Here is a 26,807-nt window from a genome sequence, read left to right as displayed (position 1 = left end):
CGCCGAGGTCACCGCCATCAGCGGCCGCTCCGGCACGAAGCGCGCCACCCGCCGCCGCGGCGGCGAGCCGGAGATGCGCGCGGTCACGGCGGTGGTCAGCGCCTTCCCCGACCTCTTCGCCGCCGACCTGACCGTCCGCCAGCGCCGCATCCTGGAGTTCATCCGCGCCGCCGTGGAGCGCAACGGCTACCCGCCGAGCGTGCGCGAGATCGGCGAGGCCGTGGGCCTGGTCTCCCCGTCGAGCGTCGCCTACCAACTCAAGGAGCTCGAGCGCAAGGGCTACCTGCGCCGCGACCCCAACCGCCCGCGCGCCGTCGACGTCCGCCCGCCGAGCGAACTGGTCGCGGTCGACGAGGAGGCCGCACGCGCCGCCCGCCCCGCCCCCGCATACGTGCCGGTCCTGGGCCGCATCGCCGCCGGCGGCCCGATCCTGGCCGAGCAGGCCGTCGAGGACGTGTTCCCGCTCCCCCGCGAGCTGGTCGGCGAGGGCACCCTCTTCATGCTCCAGGTCAAGGGCGACTCGATGCTGGACGCCGCCATCTGCGACGGCGACTGGGTCGTCGTGCGGCAACAGCCCAACGCCAACAACGGCGACATCGTGGCCGCCATGCTCGAGGGCGAGGCCACCGTGAAGACCTACCGCAACCGCGACGGCCACGTCTGGCTGATGCCCCAGAACGCCGCCTTCGACCCCATCCCCGGCGACCACGCCACAATCCTGGGCCGCGTCGTAACAGTGGTCCGCCGCATCTGACCCCCGTCCCCCGGCCTGGGCGGGCCCCCGGGCCGGGCGGCGAGCGGCCGGGCTGCGGCGGGACGGCAGTTGCTGGGTTGGGCACCGGCCGGGCGGGCCCCGGGCCGGACCACGGGCGGCCGGGCTGCGGCGGGACGGCAGTTGCTGGGTTGGGCACCGGCCGGGCGGGCCCGGGCCGGACCACGGGCGGCCGGACTGCGGGAAGCCGAGCTGCGGCGGCCGGGACGGCAGTGCAGAGTCGGGCAGCGGCCGGGGCAGGGCCCGGGCTGCGACGGGCCGGACGGCAAGGCGGAGTCGGACAGCGGCAGGGCAACGCAGCGGCGGAGGGTCAGGCAGGGCAGGGCTGGGCGGCGGCGTAAAGGTGGTGAGGCTGCGCCGCCGTGGGCGACGTCGGGCTCAGGACTACACCAGGCGCGAACTCTTGCGCACCGCGACTCCGGTTGCGGCCGATCGACCCCGAGCACGAATAACCCTGCTTGCCGACTGGTGGCGCCCAACCGCCGCCCGGCCTCGCGATCATGCGGACTCCCGCCGGCCGAGTCGCCGTTTTCCACTCTCGTGGACATTTGGTTGCCCTGGGTACCACAACGCTCCGTGATCATGGGATTGCAGCTTTTGCAGAGTCGCACAAATCGGACGGCGGGCGCGGCGACGAAGGGCCATCGTGACGCGAGGCGACCACCCGCGGCCAGTAGGCGGCATGCGAACCGGCTGCCGCAAACCGGCGGGGTGACCACCTGCGAACGCGACGCGAGCACGCGCGGACGCCACCTCGCGGGTGCGAGGCAGCCCGGCAGGCACCGCGGGCGCGAGACAGCCAGGCGGCAGGCGCGAACGCCAACGCGCGGACGGCTAGCCGACGGGCGCGCGGATGTGGAGAGCGGTGAGGGCTGTGTCAGCGGTGTGGGGCGTAGCCGCGGTCGTAGCCGTTGTGGTCGGGGTGGCCGTAGCCGCCGCGTTGGTCGTACGCGGACGGTGGGGAGCCCTGGGCGAAGCCCTGTGCGGACTGTCGGCCGTAGCCGCCCCTCGGCTCGCCGCCGCCGTACGCGTTGCCGTCGCCGCCCGCGCCGCCCATACCGCCCGAGCCGCCGTACACGCTGCCGCCACCGCCGCCCGGGCCGCCGCCGGGGCCGCCCGGGCCCCCGCCGTAGACGTTGCCGCCGCCGGCCGGGCCGCCGCCATAGACGTTGCCGCCGCCCGAGTTGCCTGGGCCGGCCGGGCCGCCGCCGTAGACGTTGCCGCCGCCGGCCGCGCCGCCGCCTGGGCCGCCGCCGTAGACGCCGCCGCCGGCTGGGCGGTTTGCGGGGGTTGAGGGCTGGCGGCCACCGCCGCCGTAGACGTTGCCGCCGCCGGAACCGTCAGGGCCGCCGGGGCCGCCGCCCGGGCCGCCACGGCCGGCGCGCGGACCACCGGGGCCGTAGGGGTCGGCGGGGGTGAAGGGGTCGTTGCCGTATGCGCCCACCGTGGCCGGCATGGCCAGGTCGTCGGGCGCGGCGTTCAGGCCGGCGGCGCGACGGGCCGCTCGGGAGCGGCGGATGCCGACCACGCCGGCGATCACCAGGCCCAGGCCCAGAACGCCGATGAAGGCGACCGCGTAGGTGATGTCCTGCAGAGTGAGGGACTGCATGAAGCCCTGGTCTTTCCCCTTGGGCGACGGAGTGCCGTTGCCGGTGCCGGTGCCGACCGTGACGTTGGTCGGCGTGTACTTCAGGAGCGGCGCCCTCTTCGAGGATTCCACGTCGGAGATGGTGATGTAGTGCTTGCCGTCCGGCGTGTAGGTGATCGACTCGCCCTGGGGCTCGTTGGGCAGCGGGGTGATGCGTGGCTTGCCCGCCGTGATCGCCTTGACCACGTCGCCGCCGGGGACGTCGAACTCGTAGGCGTCAGAGTAGGTGCGGACGACGACCTTCGAGCCGTCCGGGGAGGACGCCGCGCCGGTGACCAGCTTCCAGCCGAGCAGGCCCAGCGGGTTGGGCGTCTTCGTCTCCAGGGCGGTGAAGGTGCCGACCTTCTTGAGCTTGACGCCCTTCTCGGTGTTGGGCACCAGGGCGGCCTCCGGCACGTACACCTCGCTCGGCGGCGCCTTGGTGATGATGATCGGCAGGCCGTCACCGTCGATCAGCAGCGCCTCGGCGTCGTGCTTCTTGCCGTCGGGGTAGGTCAGCCGGTTGATGGTGGGCTGCTTCGCGCCGTCGGCCATGGTCCAGATCGCCACCGTCGGGCGCGGGTCCTTCGAGCCGCCGCTGGCCTCGTCGTTGTCGCCGATGTCGGCGATGTATAGCGTGCCGTTCTTGTCGATGGCGGCGTCTTCGGGATCGAGCGCCTTCGTCGGGTAGTTGATCGTGTTGATGAGCTTGCAGGCGTTGTCGAGGACGAAGATCTTCGGTTTGCCGGGGGGCGGCTGGCTGTCCTGGACGGCGTAGTAGCCGGTCTCGGTGGCGACCAGGCCGGAGATCTCGCTGACTTCCTTCGAGTTGGGCGTGCAGACGGAAGTGCCCGGGGCCGGGTCGGCCGTGGTTGACGGTGCGTGAGCCGCGGCCGGTGCGGGGACGCTGGTCGACAGGCAGATCACCGCAGCCGCCCCGAACACCACCCTTCGTCGCATCGCACAAGTCTGGCAGAGCCGGACCAGGATTGGGGGCGCCCGGTCCGGCTGTCACTCCAAGTAATCGTCCAGCGTGACGCTACGTAATCACACGGCGAAAGGCGCGAGCTCGGCGGCGAGGCCCTCCGTCACCCGGGCACGCAGCCGCGTGCCCTCGGCCAGGTGCGAGGTCTCCAGGACCTCGCCGATCGAGTGCACCCGCGCGACCAGGTCGCCGCGCTCGTACGGCACCACGGCCGTCAGCTCGATCGCCGGCCACGGCAGCCGGCGCTCGATCGCGGCCCGCACGTCCTCGATGCCGGCGCCGGTGCGCGCGGAGGCGAAGACCGCCTCGGGCCACAGCCGCTTGAGGCGCAGCTGGGTCTCCTCGTCGGCCGCGTCCACCTTGTTGATCACCAACAGCTCCAGCACGGCGTCGGCGCCGACCTCGGCCAGCACCTCACGGACCGCCCTGACCTGCGCCTCGGGGTCCGGGTGCGAACCGTCGACGACGTGCAGTACAAGATCTGCCTCGGCGACCTCTTCGAGGGTGGACCGGAAGGCCTCGACCAGCTGGTGGGGCAGGTGGCGGACGAACCCGACCGTGTCGGACAGCGTGTAGACGCGCCCGTCCGCGGCCCGGGCCCGCCGGGTCGTGGTGTCCAGCGTGGCGAACAGCGCGTCCTCGACCAGCACGCCCGCCCCGGTCAGCCGGTTGAGCAGGCTGGACTTGCCGGCGTTGGTGTAGCCGGCGATGGCCACCGCGGGCACTCGGTTGCGCCGGCGGGTGGCGCGCTTGGTGTCGCGGATCGTCGCCATCGCGGCGATCTCGCGCTTGAGCCGCGCGATGCGGGTGCGGATGCGCCGCCGGTCGATCTCCAGCTTGGTCTCACCAGGGCCGCGCAAGCCGACGCCGCCGTTGCCGCTGGCCGAGCCGCCGGCCTGCCGGCTGAGCGCCTCACCCCAGCCCCGCAGGCGCGGCAGGAAGTACTGCAGTTGCGCCAGCTCGACCTGGGCCTTGCCCTCCTTGCTCTTGGCGTGCTGGGCGAAGATGTCCAGGATCAGCGCCGTGCGGTCGATGACCTTGACGTTGACCTGCGACTCCAGCGTGCGCAGCTGCGACGGGGACAGCTCGCCGTCGCAGATGACGGTGTCCGCGCCGCTGCTGGCCACGACGGCGCGCAGCTCCTCGACCTTGCCCCGGCCGATGAAGGTGGACGGGTCGGGCCGGCCGCGGCGCTGGATGAGGCCGTCGAGCACCTGGGAGCCGGCCGTCTCGGCAAGCGCGGCCAGCTCGGTCAGTGAGTTTTCGGCGTCGGTGACGCTGCCCTCGGTCCACACGCCGACCAGCACGACGCGCTCCAGGCGCAGCTGGCGGTACTCGACCTCGGTGATGTCGGAGAGCTCGGTGGACAGTCCGGCGACGCGCCGCAGGGCGTGCCGCTCCTCGAGTTCGAGACCGCCGTCGTCAACGAATTCCTCGAACTCCTCTGCGTCCGCGTCGTAGGCGTCTGCGGAAAAGCTCGTTCGTGCGCGCAAGATGATCTCCTCGGTGAAACTGTATCAACCCTGCAATCCTGACACTTCGCGCCCGCCGAGGCACTTGATATCGGCGGCAGCGCATCGACGCGCCACAATCCGGGCGTACCGGGTGGCCGAGCGGGTGATCGCCGGGGTGAGAATGGGGTCGTGACACCTGCCACACACAGACTGCCCAGCGCCGGGTTCTCCATCACCATTCGTGTCTCCGTCATCGCCGACGCCTCCGCCATCGGCCGCCTGACCACCGCGGTCGGCGAGGCCGGCGGGATCGTCACGGCGGTCGACGTCGTCGACTCCGACAGCGCCAACGTCGTGGTCGACCTCACCTGCGACACCGCCGACTCGTCTCACGCCGAGCAGGTCGTAGCGGGCCTCGAGAAGCTCGACGGGGTCGACGTGCGCAAGGTCTCCGACCGCACGTTCCTGCTGCATCTCGGCGGCAAGATCGAGGTCGCGCCGAAGGTCGCGCTGCGCAACCGCGACGAGCTCTCCCGCGCCTACACCCCAGGCGTGGCCCGCGTGTGCCTGGCCATCGCCGAAAACCCGGACGACGCCCGGCGCCTGACCATCAAGCGCAACACGGTCGCCGTGGTCACCGACGGCTCGGCGGTGCTCGGCCTCGGCAACATCGGGCCCTACGCCGCAATGCCGGTCATGGAGGGCAAGGCCGCCCTGTTCAAGCGCTTCGGCGGGGTGGACGCCTGGCCGGTCGTGCTCGACACGCAGGACACCGACGAGATCATCTCGATCGTGCGGGCGATCGCCCCGGCCTACGGCGGGATCAACCTCGAGGACATCGCCGCGCCCCGCTGCTTCGAGATCGAGGAGCGGCTGCGCGACCAGCTGGACATCCCGGTGTTCCACGACGACCAGCACGGCACCGCGATCTGCGTGCTGGCCGCGCTCACCAACGCGCTGCGGGTGGTGGGCAAGCCGATCAGGCAGGTCCGGGTCGTCGTCAGCGGCGCCGGCGCGGCCGGTACCGCGATCATGAAGCTCCTGCTGCGCCAGGGCGTCGGTGACGTGATCGCCACCGACCGGCCGGGCGCGCTGCACCGCGGCATGACCGGGCTGTCGGCCAGTTGGCAGTGGCTGGTGAACAACACCAACAGGGACAACTACTCCGGCGACCTGCGCGGTGCGCTGCGCGGCGCCGACGTCTTCATCGGGGTGAGCGCGCCCAACCTGCTCACCGGCGACGACATCGCCACGATGGCGCCCGACTCGATCGTGTTCGCGCTGGCCAACCCCGACCCGGAGGTCGACCCGCGGGAGGCGCGCGAGCACGCCGCGATCGTCGCCACCGGCCGCTCCGACCAGCCCAACCAGATCAACAACGTGCTCGCGTTCCCCGGCGTGTTCCGGGGCATGCTCGACGCCCAGGCGCGCGAGTTCACCGACGCGATGGCCCTGGCAGCGGCGCAGGCGATCGCCGACGCGGTGGGTGAGGACAAGCTCAACCCGACGGTGATCGTGCCGAGCGTGTTCGACGCGCGGGTCGCCCCCGCCGTCGCCGCGGCGGTCCGGGCCGCGGCCAAGGGGCCGCAGCTGGACTCCATGCCCGACGGCGTGGTGCGCAGCTACGAGGAGTAGGTGGGAGCGAGCTGCCGGATGGCCTGCGCGTCGACGTCGCCGTGGGCGACGATGACCGCAGGCCCCTGCAGCAGGCACTCCGTCGGCGTCATGGTGACGGTGAGCCGGCCGCCGAGCAGGTCGACCACGACCACGCCGCCGTCGAGGCCCGCGTGGTGCAGCGCCGCGGCGGCCACCGCGCACGCGCCGGAGCCGCACGACTGGGTCTCGCCGGAGCCGCGCTCGTACACCCGCATGCGCCGGTACAGGTCGGCGCCCGCCGGGGCCGGGCCTACGGCGGCGAACTCGACGTTGACCCCCGCCGGGAAGATCAGCGGGTCGACCGCGGGTGCGCGGGTCAGGTCGAGCCGCTCCAGGGTGGGCTCGTCGACGGCGCAGACCAGGTGCGGGTTGCCCACGTCGACCGCCGTGCCGGTGAAGCTCGCGCCGCTGGTGCCGGCCTCGCTCTGCACGTAGACCCGCGGCAGCGGCATCCCGGCCGAGATCTCCTCGCCCATGGTGACCGACACCACGCCCGCGCGGGTGACCAGGTCGAACGAGCCCTCCGGGTCGACCAGGCCGGCCTCGGCGAGGTACCGCGCGTAGACCCGCACCCCGTTGCCGCACATCTCCGCCTGCGAGCCGTCGGCGTTCCAGTAGTCCATGAACCACTCCGCGCCGGCGGCGGACGCCTCGGCATCGGGGTGGGCCGCGCTGCGCACGACGTGCAGCACGCCGTCGGCGCCGATGCCGCGGCGCCGGTCGCACAGGGCGGCGACGAAGGCCGGGGTCAGCGGCAGGGTGCCGTCCGGGTCGGGCAGGATGACGAAGTCGTTGCCCGTGCCGTGGCCTTTCGCGAAGCGCATGGCGTCAATCTTGCCGCACCGCGCCCAGGGCCGCGTCGGTGACGTCCGCCGCGGCGCCGTCGAGCCAGCGGATCCGCCCGTCCCGGCGGAACCAGGACCGCTGCCTGCGCACGAAGCGCCGGGTGGCGCGCACGGTCTCCGCCCGCGCCTCCTCCTCCCCGCACAGTCCGTCCAGATAGTTCATGATTTGGCGGTACCCCAGGGCGCCGCCGGCCGTGCGCCCCTCCCGCAGCCCGGCGCGCAACAGCCCGCGCACCTCCTCGACGAAGCCGGCCGCCCACATCGCGTCCACCCGCGCCTCGATCCGCGCGTCGAGCACGGCGGTGTCGACGTCAACGCCGAGCTGCACCGCGTCGTACACCGGGCGCGGCTCCGGCAGCGCCGCGGTGAACGTCGTGCCGGTGAGCGCGTTGACCTCCAGGGCGCGCACGATCCGGCGCCCGTTGCTGGGCAGGATCCGCCCGGCGGCAACCGGGTCGGCGGCCCGCAGCCGGGCGTACAGGGGCGCCGGCCCGGCCTCGGCCAGCTCCCGCTCCAGCTCGGCGCGCAGGCCGGGGTCGGTGCCCGGGAAGTCGAAGTCCTCGAGCACCGCCCGGACGTACAGGCCGGAGCCGCCGACGAGCAGCGGCACCCGGCCGCGGGCGGCGATGTCGTCGATCGCGGCGCGGGCCAGGCGCTGGTAGACCGCGACGCTGGCGGGCTCGGTGACGTCCCAGATGTCCAGGACGTGGTGGGGCACGGCGCCCCACTCGGCGGGGGCGAGCTTGGCGGTGCCGATGTCCATCCCGCGGTACAGCTGCATGGAGTCGGCGTTGACGACCTCGCCGCCGAGGGCCTCGGCCAGGCGCAGGCTCAGCGCCGTCTTGCCCGCCGCCGTGGGCCCGACGACGGCGAGGACCTTGTTCATCGAGAATTCACCTTCGGTTACTGCCAGGTTGCCACGAAGTAGCCGACACCGTACGGGGCCGCCTCGTACAGCAGCTCACCGGCCATCTTCCGGTCCGCGGCGCCGGCCAGCACCTGCCAGGGCGCGCGGCCCGCGACCAGCAGCTCGTCGGCCTCGCCTGGGTCGATCGCGGCCAGCGCGGCGGCGTCGGCCCCGGCCAGGGCGGCCGCCACGGCGGCGTCGAAGGGCTCCGCGCGGGCGTCGAAAAAGCCGGGAGCCTTCTCGGTACGGCAGGACGAACCGTCGCCGAGCACCAGCAAGCCGACGCTCTCGGCCTCCCCGGCCAGCGCCCGGCCGAGCCGCGCGCACTCGGCGGGCGGGGCGTCGGCGGCGACGCTCTGGAAGTTTCCGGCGTGCGGGGCGAGCCACGCGCCGATCAGCAGGCTGAGCGGGAGCTGCTCGCCGGACGGGTCGCCGACCGGCAGATCGATGCCCCACGGGGACAGGGCTCCCCCGAACGGCGGGTCACGGCGTACCGTCGTGGTATCGGAACCGACGACGATGAGCGAGTCGACCGAGGCGTTCGTCAGGTGCGCCACCGCGGCGCGGCAGGCAACCCGCAGGTCGTCGAGTTCGTCCGCCGCCCCGGCGGCCACCTCCGGCACGAGTAGTGGTGGATGTGGGCAGACTGCGGCGGCGACGAGTGACACGGCCTAACGTTATCGGGGACGGTCTCTGCGCAGCCGTGCGACCCGTGAATGGCACCGGAATGGTCACGGTTCGGCCGCAGGCACTCGACCGCCCCCGGGGCACACCTGTGAGAATGCCCTGGGGAACTTTGCTGTGCGATGGCGGCGTGACGGTGGGATACCCGATCCTGCAGGCGCCGGGAGCGAGGATGGGCAGATGAGCGACCCTACGGAGTTTGGACGGATCGACACCGACGGCAACGTCTTCGTGAAGACGGCCGCCGGTGAGCGGGCGATCGGGTCCTGGCAGGCAGGGACACCCGAGGAGGGCCTGGCCCACTTCGCGCGCCGGTTCGCCGACCTGGTGACCGAGGTCGACCTGATCGAGGCTCGGCTGGGCAGTGGCGCCGCCGACGCCGGCCAGTCACTGTCCACCATCCGCCGCCTGCGCAGCGGCCTCGACGAGGCGCACGTCGTCGGCGACATCGACGGGCTCGCCGCCCGCCTCGACAAGCTCACCTCGATCGCGGAGGAGAAGGCCGGCGCCGCCCGGGCCGCCCGCGACGCGGCGCGCGCCGAGGCCCTCGCCCGCAAGACCACCCTGGTCGAGGAGGCCGAGGTGCTCGCCGCCGATGCGACCGGCTGGAAGACGGCCGGCGACCGGCTCAAGGAGATCCTCGACGAGTGGAAGTCGATCCACGGCGTCGAGAAGAAGGCCGAGAGCGAGCTGTGGAAGCGCTACGCGGCCGCCCGCGACGCCTTCACCCGCCGCCGGGGCGCCCACTTCGCGACCCTCGACGCGAGCCGCAAGCAGGCCCAGGGCCGCAAGGAGGAGCTCGTCGTCGAGGCCGAGTCGCTGTCGGAGTCCACCGAGTGGAACGCGACGGCCACCCGGCTCAAGGAGCTCATGACCGAGTGGAAGGCCGCCCCGCGCGCCGCGAAGGACAGCGAGCAGAAGCTGTGGGAGCGGTTCCGGGCCGCGCAGGACGCCTTCTTCAAGCGGCGCAGCGAGGTCTTCTCGGCCCGCGACGCCGAGTTCAAGGGCAACCTCGACCGCAAGCAGGAGCTGCTCACCCAGGCCGAGGCCCTCGACGTCGACGGCGACCCGAAGGGCGCGCAGAACAGGCTCCGCGAGATCCAGGGCACCTGGCACGACGTGGGCCGGGTGCCGCGCGAGGCACAGGCCGGCCTGGACCGCCGCCTGCGCGCGGTCGAGGACAGGGTGAAGTCCGCGATGGACGCGGCGTGGCGGCGCACCCCGCCCGAGGCGAGCCCCCTCCTCGCGCAGATGCGTGAGCAGGTGGCGCGGGCGGAGCAGCAGCTGGCGAGCGCCCAGGCCGCGGGCGACCAGCGCCGCATCAAGGACGCCGAGAAGGCCCTGGAGTCGAAGCGCAAGTTCCTGGCCATGGCGGAGCACACCGGCTGACGGACTTCTCCTGTGACGGGCAGGGTCCCGTCCGACATAGAAAAGTTGACCACTACACGCCGTCGTGCGTGTAGTGGTCAACGCTTTTCGGCGCCTGTTCGCAAGGCCTGTTCGCCATGCGACAAATCACCCGCAAGCTCACCGCGCGGGGCTCACCCCGCCGGTGGGAGGTCAGCAGTGGGAGGCGGGCTGCGGCGGCGGGGCGCCGATCGCCGGCATGCCCAGGGACACGCCGGGGGTGCGGGTGACCCGGCCGGCCTCCCACGCGTCACCCGCGCGGGTGCGGCGGTGCGCGACGAGCGGGCCGTCGGCGTTGAGGTGGTGCGGCGCGGCGTAGGTGACGGTGGTGTGCACGACGTCGCCGGGGCGGATGCCCGCGTCCGGGTCGGCGGCGAAGTGGACCAGCCGGCCGTCGCGGGCGCGGCCCGAGAGGCGGCCCGTCGCGGTGTCCTTGCGGCCCTCGCCGACGGCCACCAGGACCTCCAGCGTGGAGCCCACGAGCCGCTTGTTCTCCGCCCAGCTGATCTCCTCCAGCGTGGCGATCAGGCGGTCGTACCGCTCCTGCACGACCCGCTTCGGCACCTGCTCGTCCATCGTGGCGGCCGGGGTGCCGGGGCGCTTGGAGTACTGGAAGGTGAAGGCGCTGGAGTAGCGGGCCGCGCGGACCACCTCGAGGGTCTGCTCGAAGTCGGCGTCGGTCTCCCCGGGGAAGCCGACGATGATGTCGGTGGTGATCGCGGCGTCCGGCATCGCGGCGCGGACCTTGTCGATGATGCCGAGGTACTTCTCGGCGCGGTACGAGCGGCGCATCGCGCGCAGCACGGCGTCGGAGCCGGACTGCAGCGGCATGTGCAGCGAGTGGCAGACGTTCGGGGTCTCGGCCATCGCGGCGATCACGTCGTCGGTGAAGTCCTTCGGGTGCGGGCTGGTGAACCGGACCCGCTCCAGGCCGTCGATCTCGCCGCAGGCGCGCAGGAGCTTGCCGAAGGCGTAGCGGTCGCCGAACTCGACACCGTAGGAGTTCACGTTCTGTCCGAGCAGCGTGACCTCGAGTACACCCTCTGCGGCTAGGGCCCGGACCTCGGCCAGGACGTCGCCGGGGCGGCGGTCCTTCTCCTTGCCACGCAGCGCGGGCACGATGCAGAACGTGCACGTGTTGTTGCAGCCGACGGAGATCGACACCCAGCCGGCGTAGGTCGACTCGCGGCGGGTCGGCAGCGTGGACGGGAAGACCTCGAGCGACTCGAGGATCTCCACCTCGGCGGCGGCGTTGTGCCGGGCGCGCTCGAGCAGCACCGGCAGGGAGCCGATGTTGTGCGTGCCGAAGACGACGTCCACCCAGGGCGCCTTCTTCACGATGTCGCCGCGGTCCTTCTGCGCCAGGCAGCCGCCGACGGCGATCTGCATGCCGGGGTGGGCGAGCTTGGTGGGGCGCAGATGGCCGAGGTTGCCGTACAGCCGGTTGTCGGCGTTCTCCCGCACCGCGCACGTGTTGAACACGACGACGTCGGGCTCGCCGTCGCCGTCCGCCGGCACGTAGCCGGCCTCCTCCAGCAGCCCGGAGATGCGCTCGGAGTCGTGCGCGTTCATCTGGCAGCCGTAGGTGATCACGCGGAAGGTGCGGTTGTCAGTCATGGCAGGACGAATACTAGCCCCCGATGTGCTCACCGGCCGTATCCACGAGGCCGGGCAGGTGCACGTCGGCCGCCTCGCCGCTCGCGCAGCCCGCATGACTATGCACCCGAAGCATCGTCGTTGGTCACCATGATCCGCTTGTCGCCCACTGTGCCCAAATCCGGCCCGTCGGGCATAGGTCAGGCAAATCGTCCGTTGTTATCGCCCCGTGACCAGTGTGTCGGGGATCAACGCCCTTTGCCCCGCTAACGTCGTTCGAACCGGAGAGGGAGACGGCCATCGTTATGCAGTGGGGCGGATGATGACTGACCAGCCTTTGATCGTGCTCAGTGGCGTGAACAAGTGGTTCGGCGAGCTGCACGTGTTGAAGGACATCAACCTGTCCATCGGGCGGGGCGAGGTCGTGGTCGTCGTCGGACCGTCCGGCTCCGGCAAGTCGACGCTGTGCCGGGCGATCAACCGGCTGGAGCCGATCAACGAGGGCGAGATCGTCTTCGACGGCACCCGGCTGCCCGAGGAGGGGCGGCCGCTGGCCAGGTTGCGCAGCGAGGTCGGCATGGTGTTCCAGTCGTTCAACCTGTTCGCGCACAAGACCGTGCTCGAGAACGTGATGCTCGGCCCGGTCAAGGTCCGCAAGGAGAAGCCGGCCGTGGTCCGGGAGCGGGCGATGGGCCTGCTCGAGCGGGTCGGGATCGGCAAGCAGGCGGAGAAGTACCCGGCCCAGTTGTCCGGCGGCCAGCAGCAGCGCGCGGCGATCGCGCGCGCCCTGGCGATGCAGCCGAAGGCGATGCTGTTCGACGAGCCGACGAGCGCCCTGGACCCGGAGATGGTCGGCGAGGTGCTCGACGTGATGACGACCCTGGCGGGCGAGGGCATGACCATGGTCGTGGTCACCCACGAGATGGGCTTCGCCCGGCACGCCGCCAACCGGGTCGTGTTCATGGCCGACGGGCAGCTGGTCGAGGAGGCCACGCCGGCGGAGTTCTTCGCCAACCCGCGCACCGAGCGCGCCAAGGACTTCCTGTCGAAGATCCTCACCCACTGACGTTCAGGCACACCTCGGCACACGAGATCAGGCGTACCGACCCTGGTGCGCCCGCGGCCGGCCGGCATGCCCGGACGGCCATGAAGTTATGGAAGGAGCAGCAGAAGATGCGAATCACGCGGATTGCGGCCGTCGCCGCGGTCGCCACGCTTTCGCTCGGCCTCGCCGCTTGCGGCAAGGACGGCACCCCCACCCCGGAGACGCCGGCCGGCCAGTCGGGCGCGCCCGCCGCGGCGAGCGACGCGTGCACGTCCTCGGGCACGTCGTTCACGCCGGCCAGCGGTGTGGACATCGCCGGCAGCCCGACGTTCGACAAGATCAAGGCGGCCGGCAAGGTCGTCATCGGCGTCAAGTTCGACCAGCCGAACCTCGGTTACAAGGACGCCTCGGGCAAGCGCTGCGGCTTCGACATCGAGATCGCCCAGCTGATCGCGTCGAAGCTGGGCATCGACCCGGCCAAGATCGAGTACAAGGAGATTCAGTCCGCCAACCGCGAGACGGCGATCAAGGGCGGCGAGGTCGACTACTACGTCGGCACGTACTCGATCACCGACAAGCGCAAGGCCGACGTCTCCTTCGCCGGCCCGTACTTCATCGCGGCCCAGGACCTGCTGGTGCGCAAGGACGACACGTCCATCACCGGCGCGGACTCGCTCAAGGGCAAGAAGGTGTGCTCCGCGACCGGCTCGACGCCGATTCAGCGGGTGCGCGACCAGAAGCTCACCGAGGACAGCAACATCGTGGAGTTCAAGACGTACTCCGAGTGCGTGTCGCAGCTGATCGACAAGAAGGTCGACGCGGTCACCACCGACGACGCGATCCTCAAGGGCTACGCCGCTCAGAACCCGAGCATGCTCAAGGTCGTGGGCAAGCCGTTCATCAACCCGGCGACCAGCCAGCCGTACCCGGAGAAGTACGGCATCGGCCTCGCGCACGACGACAAGGCGCTGCGCGACTTCGTCAACGGCGCGCTGGAGACCGCCGAGAGCGACGGCACCTGGCAGAAGATCTACGACGGCACGCTGGGCAAGTCGGGCTCCTCGGCCACCGCACCGCCGCTCGAGAAGTACTGATCCTGACATCGGGACGCCGCTCCTGCCGGGGCGGCGTCCCGCCTCATTTCCCTCCGATGGGCAGCGGATGAACGAGTTCTTTCATGTCCTGACGGACAACTGGGACGTCATCGGGTCGCACTTCCTGGCCACGATCGAGCTGTTCCTGATCGCCGCCGCGGGGTCGCTGGTCGTGGGCACCCTGCTGGCCGCGATGCGCGTGTCCCCGGTGCCGGCGCTGCGCGCCTTCGGCACCTCCTACGTGCTGCTGCTGCGCAACTGCCCGCTGACGCTGGTCTTCGCACTGCTGGTGTTCGCGGTACCGAAGCTGGACGTCAACCTCGACTACTTCCCCAGCGCGTGCGTCGCGCTCATCGCCTACACCAGCGCGTTCGTCTGCGAGGCACTGCGCTCGGGCATCAACACGGTGCCGATCGGGCAGGCCGAGGCCGCCCGCGCGCTGGGCATGACGTTCACCCAGGTGCTGGGCACGGTCGTGCTGCCGCAGGCGTTCCGCACGGTGGTGCCGCCGATGATCAGCGTGCTCAACGCCATGCTGAAGAACACGACGATCGCGGCCGGCTTCTCGGTCGCCGAGGCAGGCGCGATCCAGGCATACCTGTCCGAGCGTGGCGAGAACCAGATCTACGCCCTGCTGTGGGTGACGATCGGATTCCTGATCCTGGTGGTACCGCTGATCGCCCTGCAGCGGATGCTCGAGCGACGCTGGAGGGTCGCGCGATGACCAACGTGCTCTACGACCTGCCCGGCCCGAAGGCGCGGCTGCGCAACCGGATCCTCGGCGTGGCGAGCGCCATCGGGATCCTGGCGCTGCTGGGGTACATCGTCTCGCGCTTCTACGACACCGGCCAGTTCGAGCCGGTCAAGTGGCAGCAGTTCGAGTACACGGCGATCCAGCAGCAGCTGCTGGACGGCTACCTGACCACGCTGCGCGTCGCGGGCACCGCGGCCGTGCTGGCGCTGCTGCTCGGCGCACTGCTGGCCGCCGTACGGCTGAGCGACCACGCCTGGCTGCGGGCGCCGGCCACGTTCCTCGTCGAGCTGTTCCGGGCGATCCCGCTGCTCGTGCTCATCTTCTTCGCCTACTACGGCCCGATTCAGCTCGGCTACAAGGTCGGACCGTTCTGGCCGCTGGTGATCGGCCTCGTGGTGTACAACGGCGCCGTGCTCGCCGAGATCTTCCGGGCCGGCATCCTCGCCGTGGCGAAGGGCCAGTCGGAGGCGGCCTACGCGCTGGGCCTGCGCAAGACCCAGGTGATGCTGTCGATCCTGCTGCCGCAGGCGGTGCGCGCCATGCTGCCCGCCATCGTCAGCCAGCTCGTGGTGCTGCTCAAGGACACCGCGCTCGGGTTCATCATCGCGCTGCCGGAGCTGCTGTACGTCGGTAAGCAGATCGGCGGACGCCTGCCCTTCGGCCTGCCGTACGTGCCGAGCTACCTGGTGGTCGCCGCGATCTACATCACCACCTGCGGCCTTCTGTCCTGGTTCGCGTTCTGGCTGCAGAAGCGTCTGATCGGCGGCCCTCGCCGCAGGACAACCGCAGATCCGGTGCCGCTGACGACGGACCAGGGGACCGCCGGTCCGGCGCTCTAGGGTGGAGATTGGCAAGGTTGCGCCCGCTGCGTACGCTGCGCGAGTGGCGGACACCGGCTTCAGGTTGGGCATCGACTTCGGCACCTCCAACACGGTTGCGGTGCTGCGCTGGCCGGACGGGCGCACCAAGCCTCTGCTCTTCGACGGCTCGCCGCTGCTGCCGTCGGCGGTGTATGTCAACGCCGACGGCACGATCCTGACCGGTCGCGACGCGGTGCACTCCGCGCGGCTGCAGCCGCACCGGTTCGAGCCCTACCCGAAGCGCCGCGTCGAGGAGGGCACCGTCTGGCTCGGCGAGCGGGACGTGCCCGTCGGCGACCTCGTCACGAGCGTGCTGCGCCGGGTCGCGGCCGAGGCCGAGCGGGTCGCCGGCGCGAAGCCGTCGCAGGTGATGATCACTCACCCGGCGACCTGGCCGCCGCAGCGGCGCCAGACCCTCTCCCAGGCCGCCGTCGCGGCCGGGCTGCCCGCGCCGCTGCTGTCCTCCGAGCCGGTCGCCGCCGCCTCGTACTTCGTCAGTACGGTCGGCACCCACGTGCCGGTCGGCGGGATCGCGGTCGTCTACGACTTCGGCGCCGGCACGTTCGACGCGAGCGTCGTGCGCCGCAACGCCGGCGGCGGCTTCGACGTGCTGGCCAGCGAGGGCCTGCCCGACGCCGGCGGGCTCGACGTGGACGCGGCCGTGGTGGCCTACCTCGGGCGCAACTTCGCCGGCCGTGAGGGCGACCAGTGGCGCCGGCTGACCAACCCGGAGAGTGAGGCCGACCGGCGAGCCGCCTGGCAGCTGTGGGAGGACGCGCGGCTGGCCAAGGAAATGCTCAGCCGGGCCGCCACCACGTACGTCCACGTGCCGCTGTTCGACGAGAGCGTGCCGATCGGCCGCGAGCAGCTGGAGCAGCTGGCCCGGCCGATCCTGGACCGCACGGTCACGGCGACGCAGATCGCGGTGACCGCCGCGGCGCTCGGCGACCGCCCGGTGTCGGCGGTGTTCCTGGTCGGCGGCTCCAGCCGGATCCCGCTCGCGGCCACGCTGCTGCACCGCGCGATGGGGCTCGCGCCGACCGCGATCGAGCAGCCGGAGCTGGTCGTCGCCGAGGGCGCGCTGCACCTGGCCCCGCCGACCGGGCGCGCCCCGGTGTCGGGCGCCGCCGGCGGCGCCTCCTCGCCGATCTCCGGGCCGCCGATCTCGGGCGTCCCCGGCATGGAGCCCAGCGCGGACGTGGCCGCGGCGCCGGTGTCGGGCTCCCCCGTCTCCGCGCAGCCGGTGTCGCCGGCGTTCTCCATGCCGTCGAACACGCCGCACCTGCCGCCACTGCTGCAGACGAGCTCGATGCAGGCGGTGCCGCCGCAGCCCACCTCGCCCCCGGTCGCGCCGCCGCAGCCCACCTCGCCGCCGCCCCAGCAGCGCCCGGCCGGCTTCCCGCCGCAGCAGCGCCCGCCGGCGCAGCCCACAGCGCCCACGGTGCCCGCGCAGCCCGCCGCCTACGCCCAGCCCCGGCCGCCGGTCGTGCCGCCGCAGCCCGTGACCGGGCCGCCGGCGAGCCCCGCTCCGGTGTGGCAGGCCCCCGTCTCCGCCCAGCCCATTTCCGCCCAGCCCATGTCGGCCCAGCCCGTTTCCGGTGGGTACGGGCCGCCCGGGGTACGACCGCCGAACAAGCGCAACGGCGGGCTCATCGCGGCCGCCGGCGTCGGCGCCCTCGTGCTCCTGCTCGCCATCGGCGGGATCGTCTGGCTCGGCACCAAGGGCGATGACGGGGGCGGCCGGGCCGGCGACAACCCGTCGGACCAGGCGGCGCCGGCCGTGTCCCCCGCGTGCGGGCACAAGATCGGCTACCTCGGGATGTCCAGCGGCGACAACTCGGACGACGGCGTGATGATGCGCAACAGCGTGAAGCTCGCCATCGACGACTTCAACGCCAAACACCCGAACTGCCACGTCGACTTCAAGGAGTTCGACACGACGGGCACCGAGGACGGCAGCAAGACGAAGGCGCAGAACGCGGTCGACGACCCGGAGGTCATCGGCGTGGTCGGCCCGGTGTACGACAACGAGATCCTCGCCGCGGGCCCGATCCTCAACAAGGCGAACCTGCCGATGATCGCGCCGTTCGCGCCCGACGTGAAGCTCGCCAAGCAGGGCTGGGCCACGTTCCACCGGATCATCGGCTCCGACGAGGACCAGGCGCGGGCGGGCGCGCAATACCTGAAGAACACCCTCAAGGCGAAGAAGAGCGCCATCGTGTACGACGACTCGGATTTCGGCACGATCGGGCGCCAGCAGGTGTCGAACGAGCTGGGCAGCGGCACCGGCCAGACGGTGCACATCCGCCAGACCGACACCGACTTCACCTCCGCGGTCAAGCAGGTCACGGACTCCAACCCGGACGCCGTCTACTTCGCGGGCCAGTCCGACGACGGCATCGCTTTCGTGAAGGCGCTGCGGGCGGCGAAGCCCAACCTGCCGGTCGTCGGCTCGGACAAGCTGTTCACGCAGAACTTCGTGATCAAGACCGAGGGCAAGGCCGAGGGCGTCGTCGTCACCTGCCCGTGCGTGCCGTCGAAGGAGGCGGGCGCCGACTTCGCGTCGAAGTACCAGGGCGCGTTCGGCACGTCATCCAGCTACTACGGCCCGGAGGCGTACGACGCGGCGGGCGTCTTCCTGGCCGGCTTCCTGGCGGGCAAGGGCACTCGCGACGAGATGGTCGAATTCATGTCGACGTACAACGCCAAGGGCGTGGCCACGGGCCGCCAGATCAAGTTCGACGGCAGCGGCAACCTGTCGGCGCCGGATCCGCTGATCTGGGCGTACAAGGTGCAGGGCAAGTACATGGTGCAGGACTCCCTGATCCAGCCCTGATCCTCACGCGGGCCGCACGGCGAGCGCGCAGGTGGTGTGGCCCACCCCGCCGTGCGGCGCTCGGGGTGGGCGCGGCGGTCAGCGGGCGATCTCGGTGACCCGCGACTCCCGCACGACCGTGACGCGGATCTGCCCCGGGTAGGTCAGCTCCTCCTCGATCTGCTTCGCCACGTCGCGGGCCAGGACCGCCGCCCCGATGTCGTCGACGTCGTCGGGCCGGACCATGACCCGGATCTCGCGCCCGGCCTGCATCGCGAAGACCTTCTCCACGCCGGACTTGCCGGCGGCGATCTCCTCGATGCGCTCGAGGCGTTTGACGTACGCCTCCAGGCTCTCCCGCCGCGCGCCCGGGCGGCCGCCGGAGCACGCGTCGGACGCCTGCGTCAGGACGGCCTCGATGGTCTGCGGCAGGACCTCGTTGTGGTGCGCCTCGATCGCGTGGACGACCTCGTCGTGCTCGCCGTACTTGCGCGCCACGTCGGCGCCGATCAGCGCGTGGCTGCCCTCGACCTCGTGGGTGAGCGCCTTGCCGATGTCGTGCAGGAAGGCGCACCGCTTGATCAGCGCCGGGTCCAGCCGCAGCTCGGCGGCCATGATGCCGGCGATGTGGGCGGTCTCGACGAGGTGCTTGAGGACGTTCTGGCCGTATGAGGTCCGGTACCGCAACCGCCCGAGCAGCGTCATCAGCTCGGGGTGCAGGTCGGTGATGCCGACCTCGACCAGCGCGTCCTCGGCGGCCCGGTGACACAGCCGCTCGACCTCGTGCTTCGCCTGTTCGAAGACCTCCTCGATGCGGTGCGGATGGATCCGCCCGTCGAGCACCAGCTTCTCGAGGGTGAGGCGACCGATCTCCCGGCGTACCGGATCGAAGCAGGACAGCAGCACCGCCTCGGGCGTGTCGTCGATGATCAGGTTTACCCCGGTCGTCGACTCGAACGCGCGGATGTTGCGCCCCTCGCGCCCGATGATCCGGCCCTTCATCTCGTCGCTGGGCAGGTGCAGGACGCTGACCACGCTCTCTGCGGTCTGCTCGCTGGCGACCCGCTGGATGGCGTCGACGACGATGTGCCGGGCCCGCTGCTCGGCGGTGTTGCGCGCGTCGTTCTCGATGTCCCGCACGAGCAGCGCCGCCTCGCGCTTGGCCTGCGCCTCGATCGTCTCGACGACCTCGATCCGGGCCGCGTCGGCCGTCAGCCCCGCGATGCGCTCCAGCTCCTCGCGGTGCCGCTCCTCACCCTCGGCGAGCTCGGCCTCACGTCGGGCAAAGGACGCTTCGCGTTCCGAAAAATCCGTTTCGGTACTGCTGATGCGCCGGTCCCGCTCCGCCAGCCGCTCGGCCTCCTCGGCCAGCAGCCGCTCCCGCTCGTCGAGCCGGCGCTGCCGGCGTTCGGCGTCCTGCGACTGCTCCTTGGCCACCGCGGTGAGCTGGTTGACCTCGCGCTCCCCCGCCCGCCGCGCCACTGACCGCGCCTGCTCGGCGTCGATCTCGGCCTGCCGGTGCGCGCGCTCGATCAGCGAGTCGGCCTCGGCCCGGGCCGCGTCGAGGATCCGCCGCGCCTCCGACCTGGCCGAGCTGGCCTCCGCCTTCGCCGCCGCCGCCTCGGTGCGCGCCGCCGCCGCGGCCGCCCGCGCCTCGTCGACGGCCGCCGTGGCGTCCTCGGCCGCGGTACGCAGCGACGCCAGCGAGTGCTCCTGCCGGTCCTTCTCGGCGAGGAAGGCGGGATCGTCCCCCGCCGGCGCCACGGGCGGCGCGCTCACGCCGAGCCGCCGGACCACCTTCAACGCGACCACGAGCGCCACAACCACGACGACGCCGAGCACGGTCATCGCCACCGTCAGCGCGATCTGAAACCCAGTCACGCCGCCACCTCACCGGCCGCCGCACGGTACACGCCCGCCCGGTTCCCACACGCTGTGTCCACAACTACCGCCCTGTCCGCACGGGCGGTCCCGCCCCCGGTTGCAACCCTACTTGGGTCGGCGGCCCGGGTTCGTCGCTCGAGCGCGAAGGAGGCGGTCGGGCCTCGACCGTCGCGCGCCACGAGCCGGTCGCCGCTCGCGTCGGGGTCCCGGTCACTCGCGGTAGCGACCACCCGGAGGTGCGGGCCTGGGGCTCGGCTTCCCTCGCCGCTCTCGTCGCCGTCGGCATCCGGCGCCGTGCCGGACCATCCGCCGTTGCGGGTTCGTCCCGCGCTCGCTCCCGTGGCCGTCAGGCCGCCGGGGCTTTCGGGGTCGCAGAGGATGACACGGGCGCACTCCGTCACGACGTCACCTCGCTCCGCTCGGCGCCGCGCATCTGCGACGGCGGGTGATGTGGAGGAGACGCCCGACCACTGCGCATCAAGGGGTATCGATATCGAGGCTTAGAACGCCCCGCTGCTGGGTCGCCGCTAGCGCCGACACCTCCCGCAAGGCGTGGCGCTCATTTCCGGTATGAATGTGGTAAGTGTTGCTGATCTGTGACGCGATCTATGTTGTGCGGTAAACCCGCGGTGGTTGGGCGGTCTCCATCTGGTAACGCCGAGGCTAGGTCGTGAAGGGCGCTTCGGTCAAGGACTCATGATCGGGCACCATACGGGACGTAAGTCCGCCAAGTACCGTTGCCAGCCGAAACACCCCAGCGACAACATTTGGCCGGATCTTTCCGGCATGTCGGTCGCCGAGTTCCACCCCGCGTGACGAACTCTTCGACGCAGCGCACACGCGCCTCGCCAAGCCTGCAACCATTCCACCACAGACCGTGGCCCCCACCAACACCGCCATCGACGCCCGTCACGCAAGCCATACGGCGCATGGAGAGGCGGCTGACCTGATTCAGGGTGGCAGCCGCACACCTGGACCGATGGCAGCACGCTGCATGACGGATGGCGTCCCCGACGAACCCGGCTGCCACCCCATCCCGGACCGGAACAGCGAAGTGGCGGGGATATGACACCCGCCGATCGGATGGCCTGACGAACCGCGATACAGCAGAACAGGCGATGCAGAGGGGATCGGCGGTTACTGAGCGTCGGGATCGAGCGCGGCGTCGGCCAGCGCGTCGGGGTCGATGCCGTCGGCGAACTCGGCGGACTCCTCCCGTTCGGCCATGGCCTCCTTGACCACGCGGATGGCGAGGCCGGCCGGGTATCCCTTGCGCCCGAGCATCCCGACCAGGCGCCGGAACACGGCCTCCGGCCCGCCGCGCGTCTCGGTGCGCAGGCGACGGGTTACGAGCGCCCGCGCGGTCTGCTCCTCGACCTCCGGGGCCAGCTGCTCGAGCGCCTCGCCCACCTCGTCCGCGGAGACACCCTTGCGCCGCAGCTCGCCGGCCAGCGCGCGGCGGGCCAGCCCGCGCCCGTGGTGGCGGCTGGCGACCCAGGCCCGAGCGAACGCGGCATCGTCGATGATGCCGACATCGTCGTACCGCTCCAGGATCTCCGCCGCGATCTCGTCCTCCACCCCGCGCTTGCGCATGGCTGCGGCGAGCTCGGCACGCGTGCGAGGCCGTACGGCCAGCTGCCGCAGGCAAATCTCCCGCGCCGCCTCCCGCGGATCGACCGGCGCCGCCGGCTGCGAATCGCGACGCTCCCGGCCACGCTCCCCGCGCCTGCCCCGCCGATCCCCGGCTCGACCGCCGCCCCCGCCACCACGCTCGCCGCTTGAATCGGGAATTCCTGAAATATCCGAATCGTCCGCGGAATGCCGCTCAACCTCACCCCGCGAGAAGGACAAACCCTCAGAGCGCGAGGAGAACGCCTCAGGCAAACCCCGCGGGGAGGACGAACCCCGCGAAGCTCCACCCTGCGAGGAGGATGCGGCCCCGCCATGCGAAGGGGACGCGGCCTCACTCCGCGAGGAGGATGCGCGGCCGGGTGCACGCCGAGAAGGCGAGCGCGTCGAGGCCGAGCGTGATGCGTCGGCGTCCGCCCACGGGTTGCCCGGCCCGGGCTCCCACGCCGGCCCCGGCGCCGACTCGGGCCGGGGATCGCCGGCCGAGGTCCAGGGATTGTCCGAAGAGGTCTCGGGACGATCGCCCGTAGACGCCCCGGGACGGACAGAACGCTCTCCGGGACGGCCCGAAGAGGTGTCGGAACGGCCGGAAGAGGCCCGCGGATCGCCGAAGGAGCTCGGGTGAGCCTCGATCGGGAAGCCGCCGCCGGGGCCGACCGGCGGCAAGGGCGCATCGCCGCGCGGGGCGGAGGCAGCCGGGCCGGCGGGGTCGGGCGAGGTCGCGAGCCAGGGGTTCTCGCCGCCCGGGTCATCCCAGGGCAGCACCGGAGCCGCGGCCGCGGGGCGCCGAGGCGGCGCGGGCCGTGCGGGGTCGCCGGCGGCGAGCCACGGGTTCTCCTCGTCCGACCCGGACTCGGCCCAAGGCTCGGCAGCGGCGGCTTCATCCCCGCCGGGCATCTGCACACCTCCGACAACTGCACCGGCTCCAGGGCCGGATCCACCTGCAACCTCACGGCGGACCGGCCACCGCGGCCCCTGGAGAGACCCGGTGCCGGCCAAGCGGCTTGGCCCACCTGGCCAGCACCGGGAGTCATGAACGGAACGAAGACCAACGCAACGCCGACACCGACGCCGCCGAGCCGCAGTGACCGCAACCGCGACACCGCAGCGACCACACCACCACAACGCGACGCCGCCGCCGGCCGACCGCAACCGCGACGCCGAAGCGGCCGCGGCGCGACACCGTCGCCCGCGACCCACGGCGACCGCGGACCCGCGTCACCGCAGCGACCACGCCGCCGCCGAGCCACGGCAACCACGACTGCGTCACGGCGCCACCGCCACCGCGACCGCGACAACCATGACTGCCACACCGCAGCGACCGTGACCAGCACCGCCGCGACGACCACGACCGCGACCACCGCGGCGCGAGGGCGGGCCCCCGTGCGGCGGTGGGGGTGGGTCAGAAGTCGACCGGGGCGGCCTCGGGGCCGCCGGCCGCGTCGGTCGCCTGGCCGACGCCGACGCCGAGCTTCTCCTTGATCTTCTTCTCGATCTCGGCGGCCACGTCCGGGTTGTCACGCAGGAACTTGCGCGAGTTCTCCTTGCCCTGGCCGAGCTGGTCGCCGTCGTACGTATACCACGCGCCGGACTTGCGGATGATCGCCTGCTCGACGCCCACGTCGATGAGCGAGCCCTCGCGGGAGATGCCCTTGCCATACATGATGTCGAACTCGGCCTGCTTGAACGGCGAAGCGACCTTGTTCTTGACGACCTTGACGCGGGTGCGGTTGCCGACCACGTCGGTGCCGTCCTTGAGGCTCTCGATGCGGCGCACGTCGAGGCGGACCGAGGCATAGAACTTCAGCGCGCGGCCACCGGTCGTGGTCTCGGGGCTGCCGAACATGACGCCGATCTTCTCGCGCAGCTGGTTGATGAAGATCGCCGTGGTGCCGGAGTTGTTGAGGGCACCGGTGATCTTGCGCAGCGCCTGGCTCATGAGGCGGGCCTGGAGGCCGACGTGGCTGTCGCCCATCTCGCCCTCGATCTCGGCGCGCGGCACGAGGGCGGCGACGGAGTCGATGACGATGATGTCGAGGGCGCCGGAGCGCACCAGCATGTCGACGATCTCGAGGGCCTGCTCACCGGTGTCGGGCTGGGAGACCAGCAGCGCGTCGGTGTCGACGCCCAGCGCCTTGGCGTAGTCGGGGTCGAGCGCGTGCTCGGCGTCGATGAACGCCGCGATGCCGCCCGCGGCCTGCGCGTTGGCGATCGCGTGCAGGGCGACGGTGGTCTTACCGCTCGACTCCGGGCCGAAGACCTCGATCACCCGGCCGCGCGGCAGGCCGCCGATGCCCAGCGCCACGTCGAGGGCGATGGAGCCGGTCGGGATCACCGCCTGGGGCTGCTGGACGCGCTCACCGAGCCGCATCACGGAGCCCTTGCCGAACTGTTTGTCGATCTGCGAGAGGGCGAGCCCCAGCGCCTTCTCCCGGTCCGGTTGCACTGCCATGTCCGTCACCCCTGGGTTCGCGGTCTTCGTCGGCGTTCGCTTGGTCACGCTGACACGTTAAGCGCCGGGTATGACAAAAACTGCCGCGTGACGCCCGACCAGCGAGAAGAGTACCCGTACATCTGTACGATCAACATGCCAACACGCCGAAAAACATCAGCGTAGGCGGGCAGGAACACGCTCCGGGTATGCCGCGACCACAGCGCGCCACACTTCCGCGGTCTCGAAGCCGCCGGCGAGGGCCTCTTCGATCGTGCGGCCGCCCAGCTGCGACAACACCTGATCGTGGGCGATGCTTTTCGCGTAGGCCGGGCCGAACACCTGCTCCAGCCGCTGCCAGAAATCCGTCAGACGCACGCTTGCCAACCTAACGGAGGACACGGGCGACGAGGGGGACCACCGCCACCGCGGCGAGCAGCGTGAGCACCGGGTACCCGAACAGGTCGACCACCAGCCCGGACAGCGCCCCCGCCGAGGCGCCCGCCACGCCCATGACGACGTCGGAGAGCCCCTGGACGCCGGCGCGCCGCTCCAGCGGTACCGACTCGGAGAGCAGGGTCGAACCGGCGACCATCGTGGCGCTCCAGCCCAGCCCGAGCAGGGCCATGCCGATCGAGAGCCGCCAGGTGTGCTCGCCGGCGGTGCCGCTGAGCGCGCAGGCGAGCACCAGCAGCGCGGCGCCGCCGAGGATGACGGGGCGGCGCCCGAAGCGGTCCGCGAGCCAGCCGACCAGCGGGGACAGTGCGTACATCCCGGTGATGTGGATGCTGATCACCAGGCCGACGATGCGCAGCAGGTCGCCGTGGTCGTGCACGTATGCGCCGATGTGCACCGGCGTCATGGACATCACGCCGACCATCACCACGTGACCGACGGCGACCGCGGCGACACCGGTCCGGGCGCCGGCGCTGTCGCGGATCGTGCGGGCCGCCTCCCGCCAGACGCCCCGCGCGGGCGTGGCGGTCTCGCCGGCGAGGCCCCGCGCCGTCAGCAGCGGATCCGGGCGCAGCACCGTCAGCAGCACGACCGCCCCGAGGCCGAACGCGACAGCGCTGAACAGGTATGGCCCGCCGTACTCCGGCATGCCCCACGGCGCCAGCAGCCGATCGGTGAGCGGGGCGAGGTTGGGCCCGGCCACCGCCCCGATCGTCGTGGCCCACACCACGATCGACAGGTGCCGCGCCCGCCGGTCTGGGGCGGCGAGGTCGACGGCCGAGTACCGCGCCTGCAGGTTCGCCGCGCTCGCCCCGCCGAACAGCAGCGTGCCGAGGAACAGCAGCGGCACGCTGGAGACGACTACGGCGAGGGTGACGAGCAGCGCGCCGGCGGCGCCGGTGGAATACGCGAACACGAGCCCGGGCCGCCGCCCGCCGGTGCGCATCAGCCGGGTCGCCGGGATCGCGATCAGCGCCGCGCCGATGACCGCGCAGCTGCCGACGAGCCCCGCGGCCCACGGCCCGGCCAGCGACGCGGCGAGCAGCGCGCCGACGGAGACGCCGCTGGCCACCCCGAGCCCGCCCACGATCTGCGTGCCGACGAGCAGGCTCAGCGTGCGCCGCTGCAGGGACGAGACATCGACGGGCGTTGCGGTGGATGTCACGCCGGGGGTCACGCCGGTCATCCTCGCGTACGGACCGCGGCCCGCGCCACCCATTACGCCACGGCGGAGAGGGCCAATACGACGGCCGCGGCCGCCTCGTCCGCGTCGTCGCCCCGGGCGTGGACGAACACCGTGGAGCCCGCCGTCGCGTTCAACCCCATGATCGCCAGCACGCTGCGCGCGTTCGCCCGCTTCTCGTTGAAGATCACTTCGACGGTACTGCGGAAACGCGCCGCCACCCGCACCAGCGCCCCGGCGGGCCGGGCGTGCAGATCCTCGGGCAGCACCACGGAGCGCTCAGAGCTTGCGGACATCGCGGGCCTCCACCGCCGCCTGCGTGACCTCGTCGAGGTCGGCGCCGGTGCCGGCCAGTACGGCCGCCGCTACCGCGCCCTCGACGAACGGCGCGTCGACGAGCACGGCGTCGTTGGCGACCCGGTCCTCCAGGACGGTACGCGCGGTGAGCACGGCGCTACCCAGGTCGGTCAGCACGAGGACCCCGGCGCCGCGGTCGGCCCGGTCGATGGCGACGAGAATCCGGTCGTAGCTGGTGCCCAGCCCGCCGTCGTCGGTCCCGCCCGCCGCCTCGATCGGCACCTCCTCGCCCGCGACCTGCACCAGCATGTCCCGCAGCCCGTGTGCCAGCCGCTCGCTGTGCGAAACCAGGACGATTCCTACCAACTGCCCACCCGTTGCTCCCATGTCGGGCAATGCTATGTGCCCGCCGTACCGCCAAAATGG

The 26,807-nt window shown here is 72.0% G+C and carries 21 protein-coding genes; 8 read left to right on the top strand and 13 right to left on the bottom strand.

The features are described 5' to 3' along the window. Positions 1-73: 73 nt before the first annotated feature. Positions 74-754, top strand: coding sequence for a transcriptional repressor LexA (gene lexA / locus ACGFI8_RS02405; RefSeq protein ID WP_392799638.1), 681 nt, complete (start codon positions 74-76; stop codon positions 752-754). An 895-nt stretch (positions 755-1,649) separates the two neighbouring features. On the opposite strand, the gene ACGFI8_RS02400 is transcribed toward lexA, so the two are convergent. After that, positions 1,650-3,359 (bottom strand): hypothetical protein, encoded by a 1,710-nt coding sequence (locus ACGFI8_RS02400; RefSeq protein ID WP_392798764.1) that lies wholly within the window; start codon positions 3,357-3,359, stop codon positions 1,650-1,652. Positions 3,360-3,446: 87 nt separating this feature from the next. After that, entirely contained in the window at positions 3,447-4,883 is a 1,437-nt protein-coding gene (gene hflX, locus ACGFI8_RS02395) for a GTPase HflX (protein WP_392799635.1), read from the bottom strand. 144 nt (positions 4,884-5,027) lie between these two features. Between hflX and ACGFI8_RS02390 the strand changes: the two genes are divergently transcribed. Further along, positions 5,028-6,473, top strand: coding sequence for an NAD-dependent malic enzyme (locus ACGFI8_RS02390; RefSeq protein WP_392798761.1), 1,446 nt, complete (start codon positions 5,028-5,030; stop codon positions 6,471-6,473). Here ACGFI8_RS02390 and dapF read toward each other — a convergent pair. From dapF to ACGFI8_RS02375, 3 genes are read right to left on the bottom strand one after another with little or no spacing between them, the layout of a single operon-like run. Continuing rightward, on the bottom strand, positions 6,461-7,318 hold the full coding sequence (gene dapF / locus ACGFI8_RS02385; RefSeq protein ID WP_392798758.1) for a diaminopimelate epimerase: 858 nt from the start codon (positions 7,316-7,318) through the stop codon (positions 6,461-6,463). The genes ACGFI8_RS02390 and dapF overlap by 13 nt on opposite strands. 4 nt (positions 7,319-7,322) lie before the next feature. Beyond that, complete coding sequence (miaA, locus tag ACGFI8_RS02380; protein WP_392798756.1) at positions 7,323-8,225, bottom strand: tRNA (adenosine(37)-N6)-dimethylallyltransferase MiaA; 903 nt, start codon at positions 8,223-8,225, stop codon at positions 7,323-7,325. A 17-nt stretch (positions 8,226-8,242) separates the two neighbouring features. After that, positions 8,243-8,914 (bottom strand): class III extradiol dioxygenase subunit B-like domain-containing protein, encoded by a 672-nt coding sequence (locus ACGFI8_RS02375; RefSeq protein WP_392798754.1) that lies wholly within the window; start codon positions 8,912-8,914, stop codon positions 8,243-8,245. 196 nt (positions 8,915-9,110) lie between these two features. On the opposite strand from ACGFI8_RS02375, the gene ACGFI8_RS02370 reads away from it, so the two are divergent. Further along, the gene (locus ACGFI8_RS02370) at positions 9,111-10,319 is read left to right on the top strand and encodes a DUF349 domain-containing protein (RefSeq protein ID WP_392798752.1); all 1,209 of its coding nucleotides are present in this window, start codon (positions 9,111-9,113) and stop codon (positions 10,317-10,319) included. A gap of 171 nt (positions 10,320-10,490) precedes the next feature. On the opposite strand, the gene miaB is transcribed toward ACGFI8_RS02370, so the two are convergent. Continuing rightward, positions 10,491-11,954 carry a tRNA (N6-isopentenyl adenosine(37)-C2)-methylthiotransferase MiaB gene (miaB, locus tag ACGFI8_RS02365; protein WP_392798749.1) on the bottom strand — a complete coding sequence of 488 codons (1,464 nt, stop codon included), beginning with the start codon at positions 11,952-11,954 and terminating at the stop codon, positions 10,491-10,493. A 298-nt stretch (positions 11,955-12,252) separates the two neighbouring features. Between miaB and ACGFI8_RS02360 the strand changes: the two genes are divergently transcribed. From ACGFI8_RS02360 to ACGFI8_RS02340, 5 genes are all read left to right on the top strand, one after another. Then, positions 12,253-12,999 (top strand): amino acid ABC transporter ATP-binding protein, encoded by a 747-nt coding sequence (locus ACGFI8_RS02360; protein WP_392798746.1) that lies wholly within the window; start codon positions 12,253-12,255, stop codon positions 12,997-12,999. A gap of 107 nt (positions 13,000-13,106) precedes the next feature. Further along, positions 13,107-14,072, top strand: coding sequence for a transporter substrate-binding domain-containing protein (locus tag ACGFI8_RS02355; protein ID WP_392798743.1), 966 nt, complete (start codon positions 13,107-13,109; stop codon positions 14,070-14,072). A 67-nt stretch (positions 14,073-14,139) separates the two neighbouring features. Continuing rightward, complete coding sequence (locus ACGFI8_RS02350; RefSeq protein ID WP_392798740.1) at positions 14,140-14,796, top strand: amino acid ABC transporter permease; 657 nt, start codon at positions 14,140-14,142, stop codon at positions 14,794-14,796. After that, the gene (locus ACGFI8_RS02345) at positions 14,793-15,665 is read left to right on the top strand and encodes an amino acid ABC transporter permease (RefSeq protein ID WP_392798737.1); all 873 of its coding nucleotides are present in this window, start codon (positions 14,793-14,795) and stop codon (positions 15,663-15,665) included. The genes ACGFI8_RS02350 and ACGFI8_RS02345 overlap by 4 nt, the downstream gene beginning before the upstream one ends. Positions 15,666-15,708: 43 nt before the next feature. Then, the gene (locus ACGFI8_RS02340; protein WP_392798734.1) at positions 15,709-18,522 is read left to right on the top strand and encodes an ABC transporter substrate-binding protein; all 2,814 of its coding nucleotides are present in this window, start codon (positions 15,709-15,711) and stop codon (positions 18,520-18,522) included. A 78-nt stretch (positions 18,523-18,600) separates the two neighbouring features. Here ACGFI8_RS02340 and rny read toward each other — a convergent pair whose 3' ends face one another. The 7 genes from rny to dhaM all read right to left on the bottom strand — a co-directional run bounded on the left by rny (position 18,601) and on the right by dhaM (position 26,768). After that, on the bottom strand, positions 18,601-20,349 hold the full coding sequence (rny, locus tag ACGFI8_RS02335) for a ribonuclease Y (RefSeq protein ID WP_392799632.1): 1,749 nt from the start codon (positions 20,347-20,349) through the stop codon (positions 18,601-18,603). 1,173 nt (positions 20,350-21,522) lie between these two features. Then, positions 21,523-22,176 carry a regulatory protein RecX gene (locus tag ACGFI8_RS02330; RefSeq protein ID WP_392799629.1) on the bottom strand — a complete coding sequence of 218 codons (654 nt, stop codon included), beginning with the start codon at positions 22,174-22,176 and terminating at the stop codon, positions 21,523-21,525. Positions 22,177-23,416: 1,240 nt separating this feature from the next. Next, positions 23,417-24,466: a recombinase RecA gene (gene recA, locus ACGFI8_RS02325; protein ID WP_392798731.1), complete on the bottom strand. Its 1,050-nt coding sequence runs from the start codon at positions 24,464-24,466 to the stop codon at positions 23,417-23,419. Positions 24,467-24,622: 156 nt separating this feature from the next. After that, positions 24,623-24,823 (bottom strand): DUF3046 domain-containing protein, encoded by a 201-nt coding sequence (locus ACGFI8_RS02320; RefSeq protein WP_392798728.1) that lies wholly within the window; start codon positions 24,821-24,823, stop codon positions 24,623-24,625. A gap of 10 nt (positions 24,824-24,833) precedes the next feature. Beyond that, complete coding sequence (locus tag ACGFI8_RS02315) at positions 24,834-26,078, bottom strand: MFS transporter (protein WP_392798726.1); 1,245 nt, start codon at positions 26,076-26,078, stop codon at positions 24,834-24,836. A 41-nt stretch (positions 26,079-26,119) separates the two neighbouring features. Beyond that, positions 26,120-26,356, bottom strand: coding sequence for an HPr family phosphocarrier protein (locus tag ACGFI8_RS02310; protein WP_392798724.1), 237 nt, complete (start codon positions 26,354-26,356; stop codon positions 26,120-26,122). Positions 26,357-26,363: 7 nt separating this feature from the next. After that, entirely contained in the window at positions 26,364-26,768 is a 405-nt protein-coding gene (gene dhaM / locus ACGFI8_RS02305; protein WP_392798721.1) for a dihydroxyacetone kinase phosphoryl donor subunit DhaM, read from the bottom strand. Positions 26,769-26,807 lie beyond the last annotated feature (39 nt).

Origin of the sequence: Dactylosporangium sp. NPDC048998, assembly GCF_043197855.1 — a bacterium.
GTDB lineage: Bacteria > Actinomycetota > Actinomycetes > Mycobacteriales > Micromonosporaceae > Dactylosporangium.
Note: the sequence above shows the minus strand (reverse complement) of the source record. Positions and strands in the feature narration are given on the sequence as shown.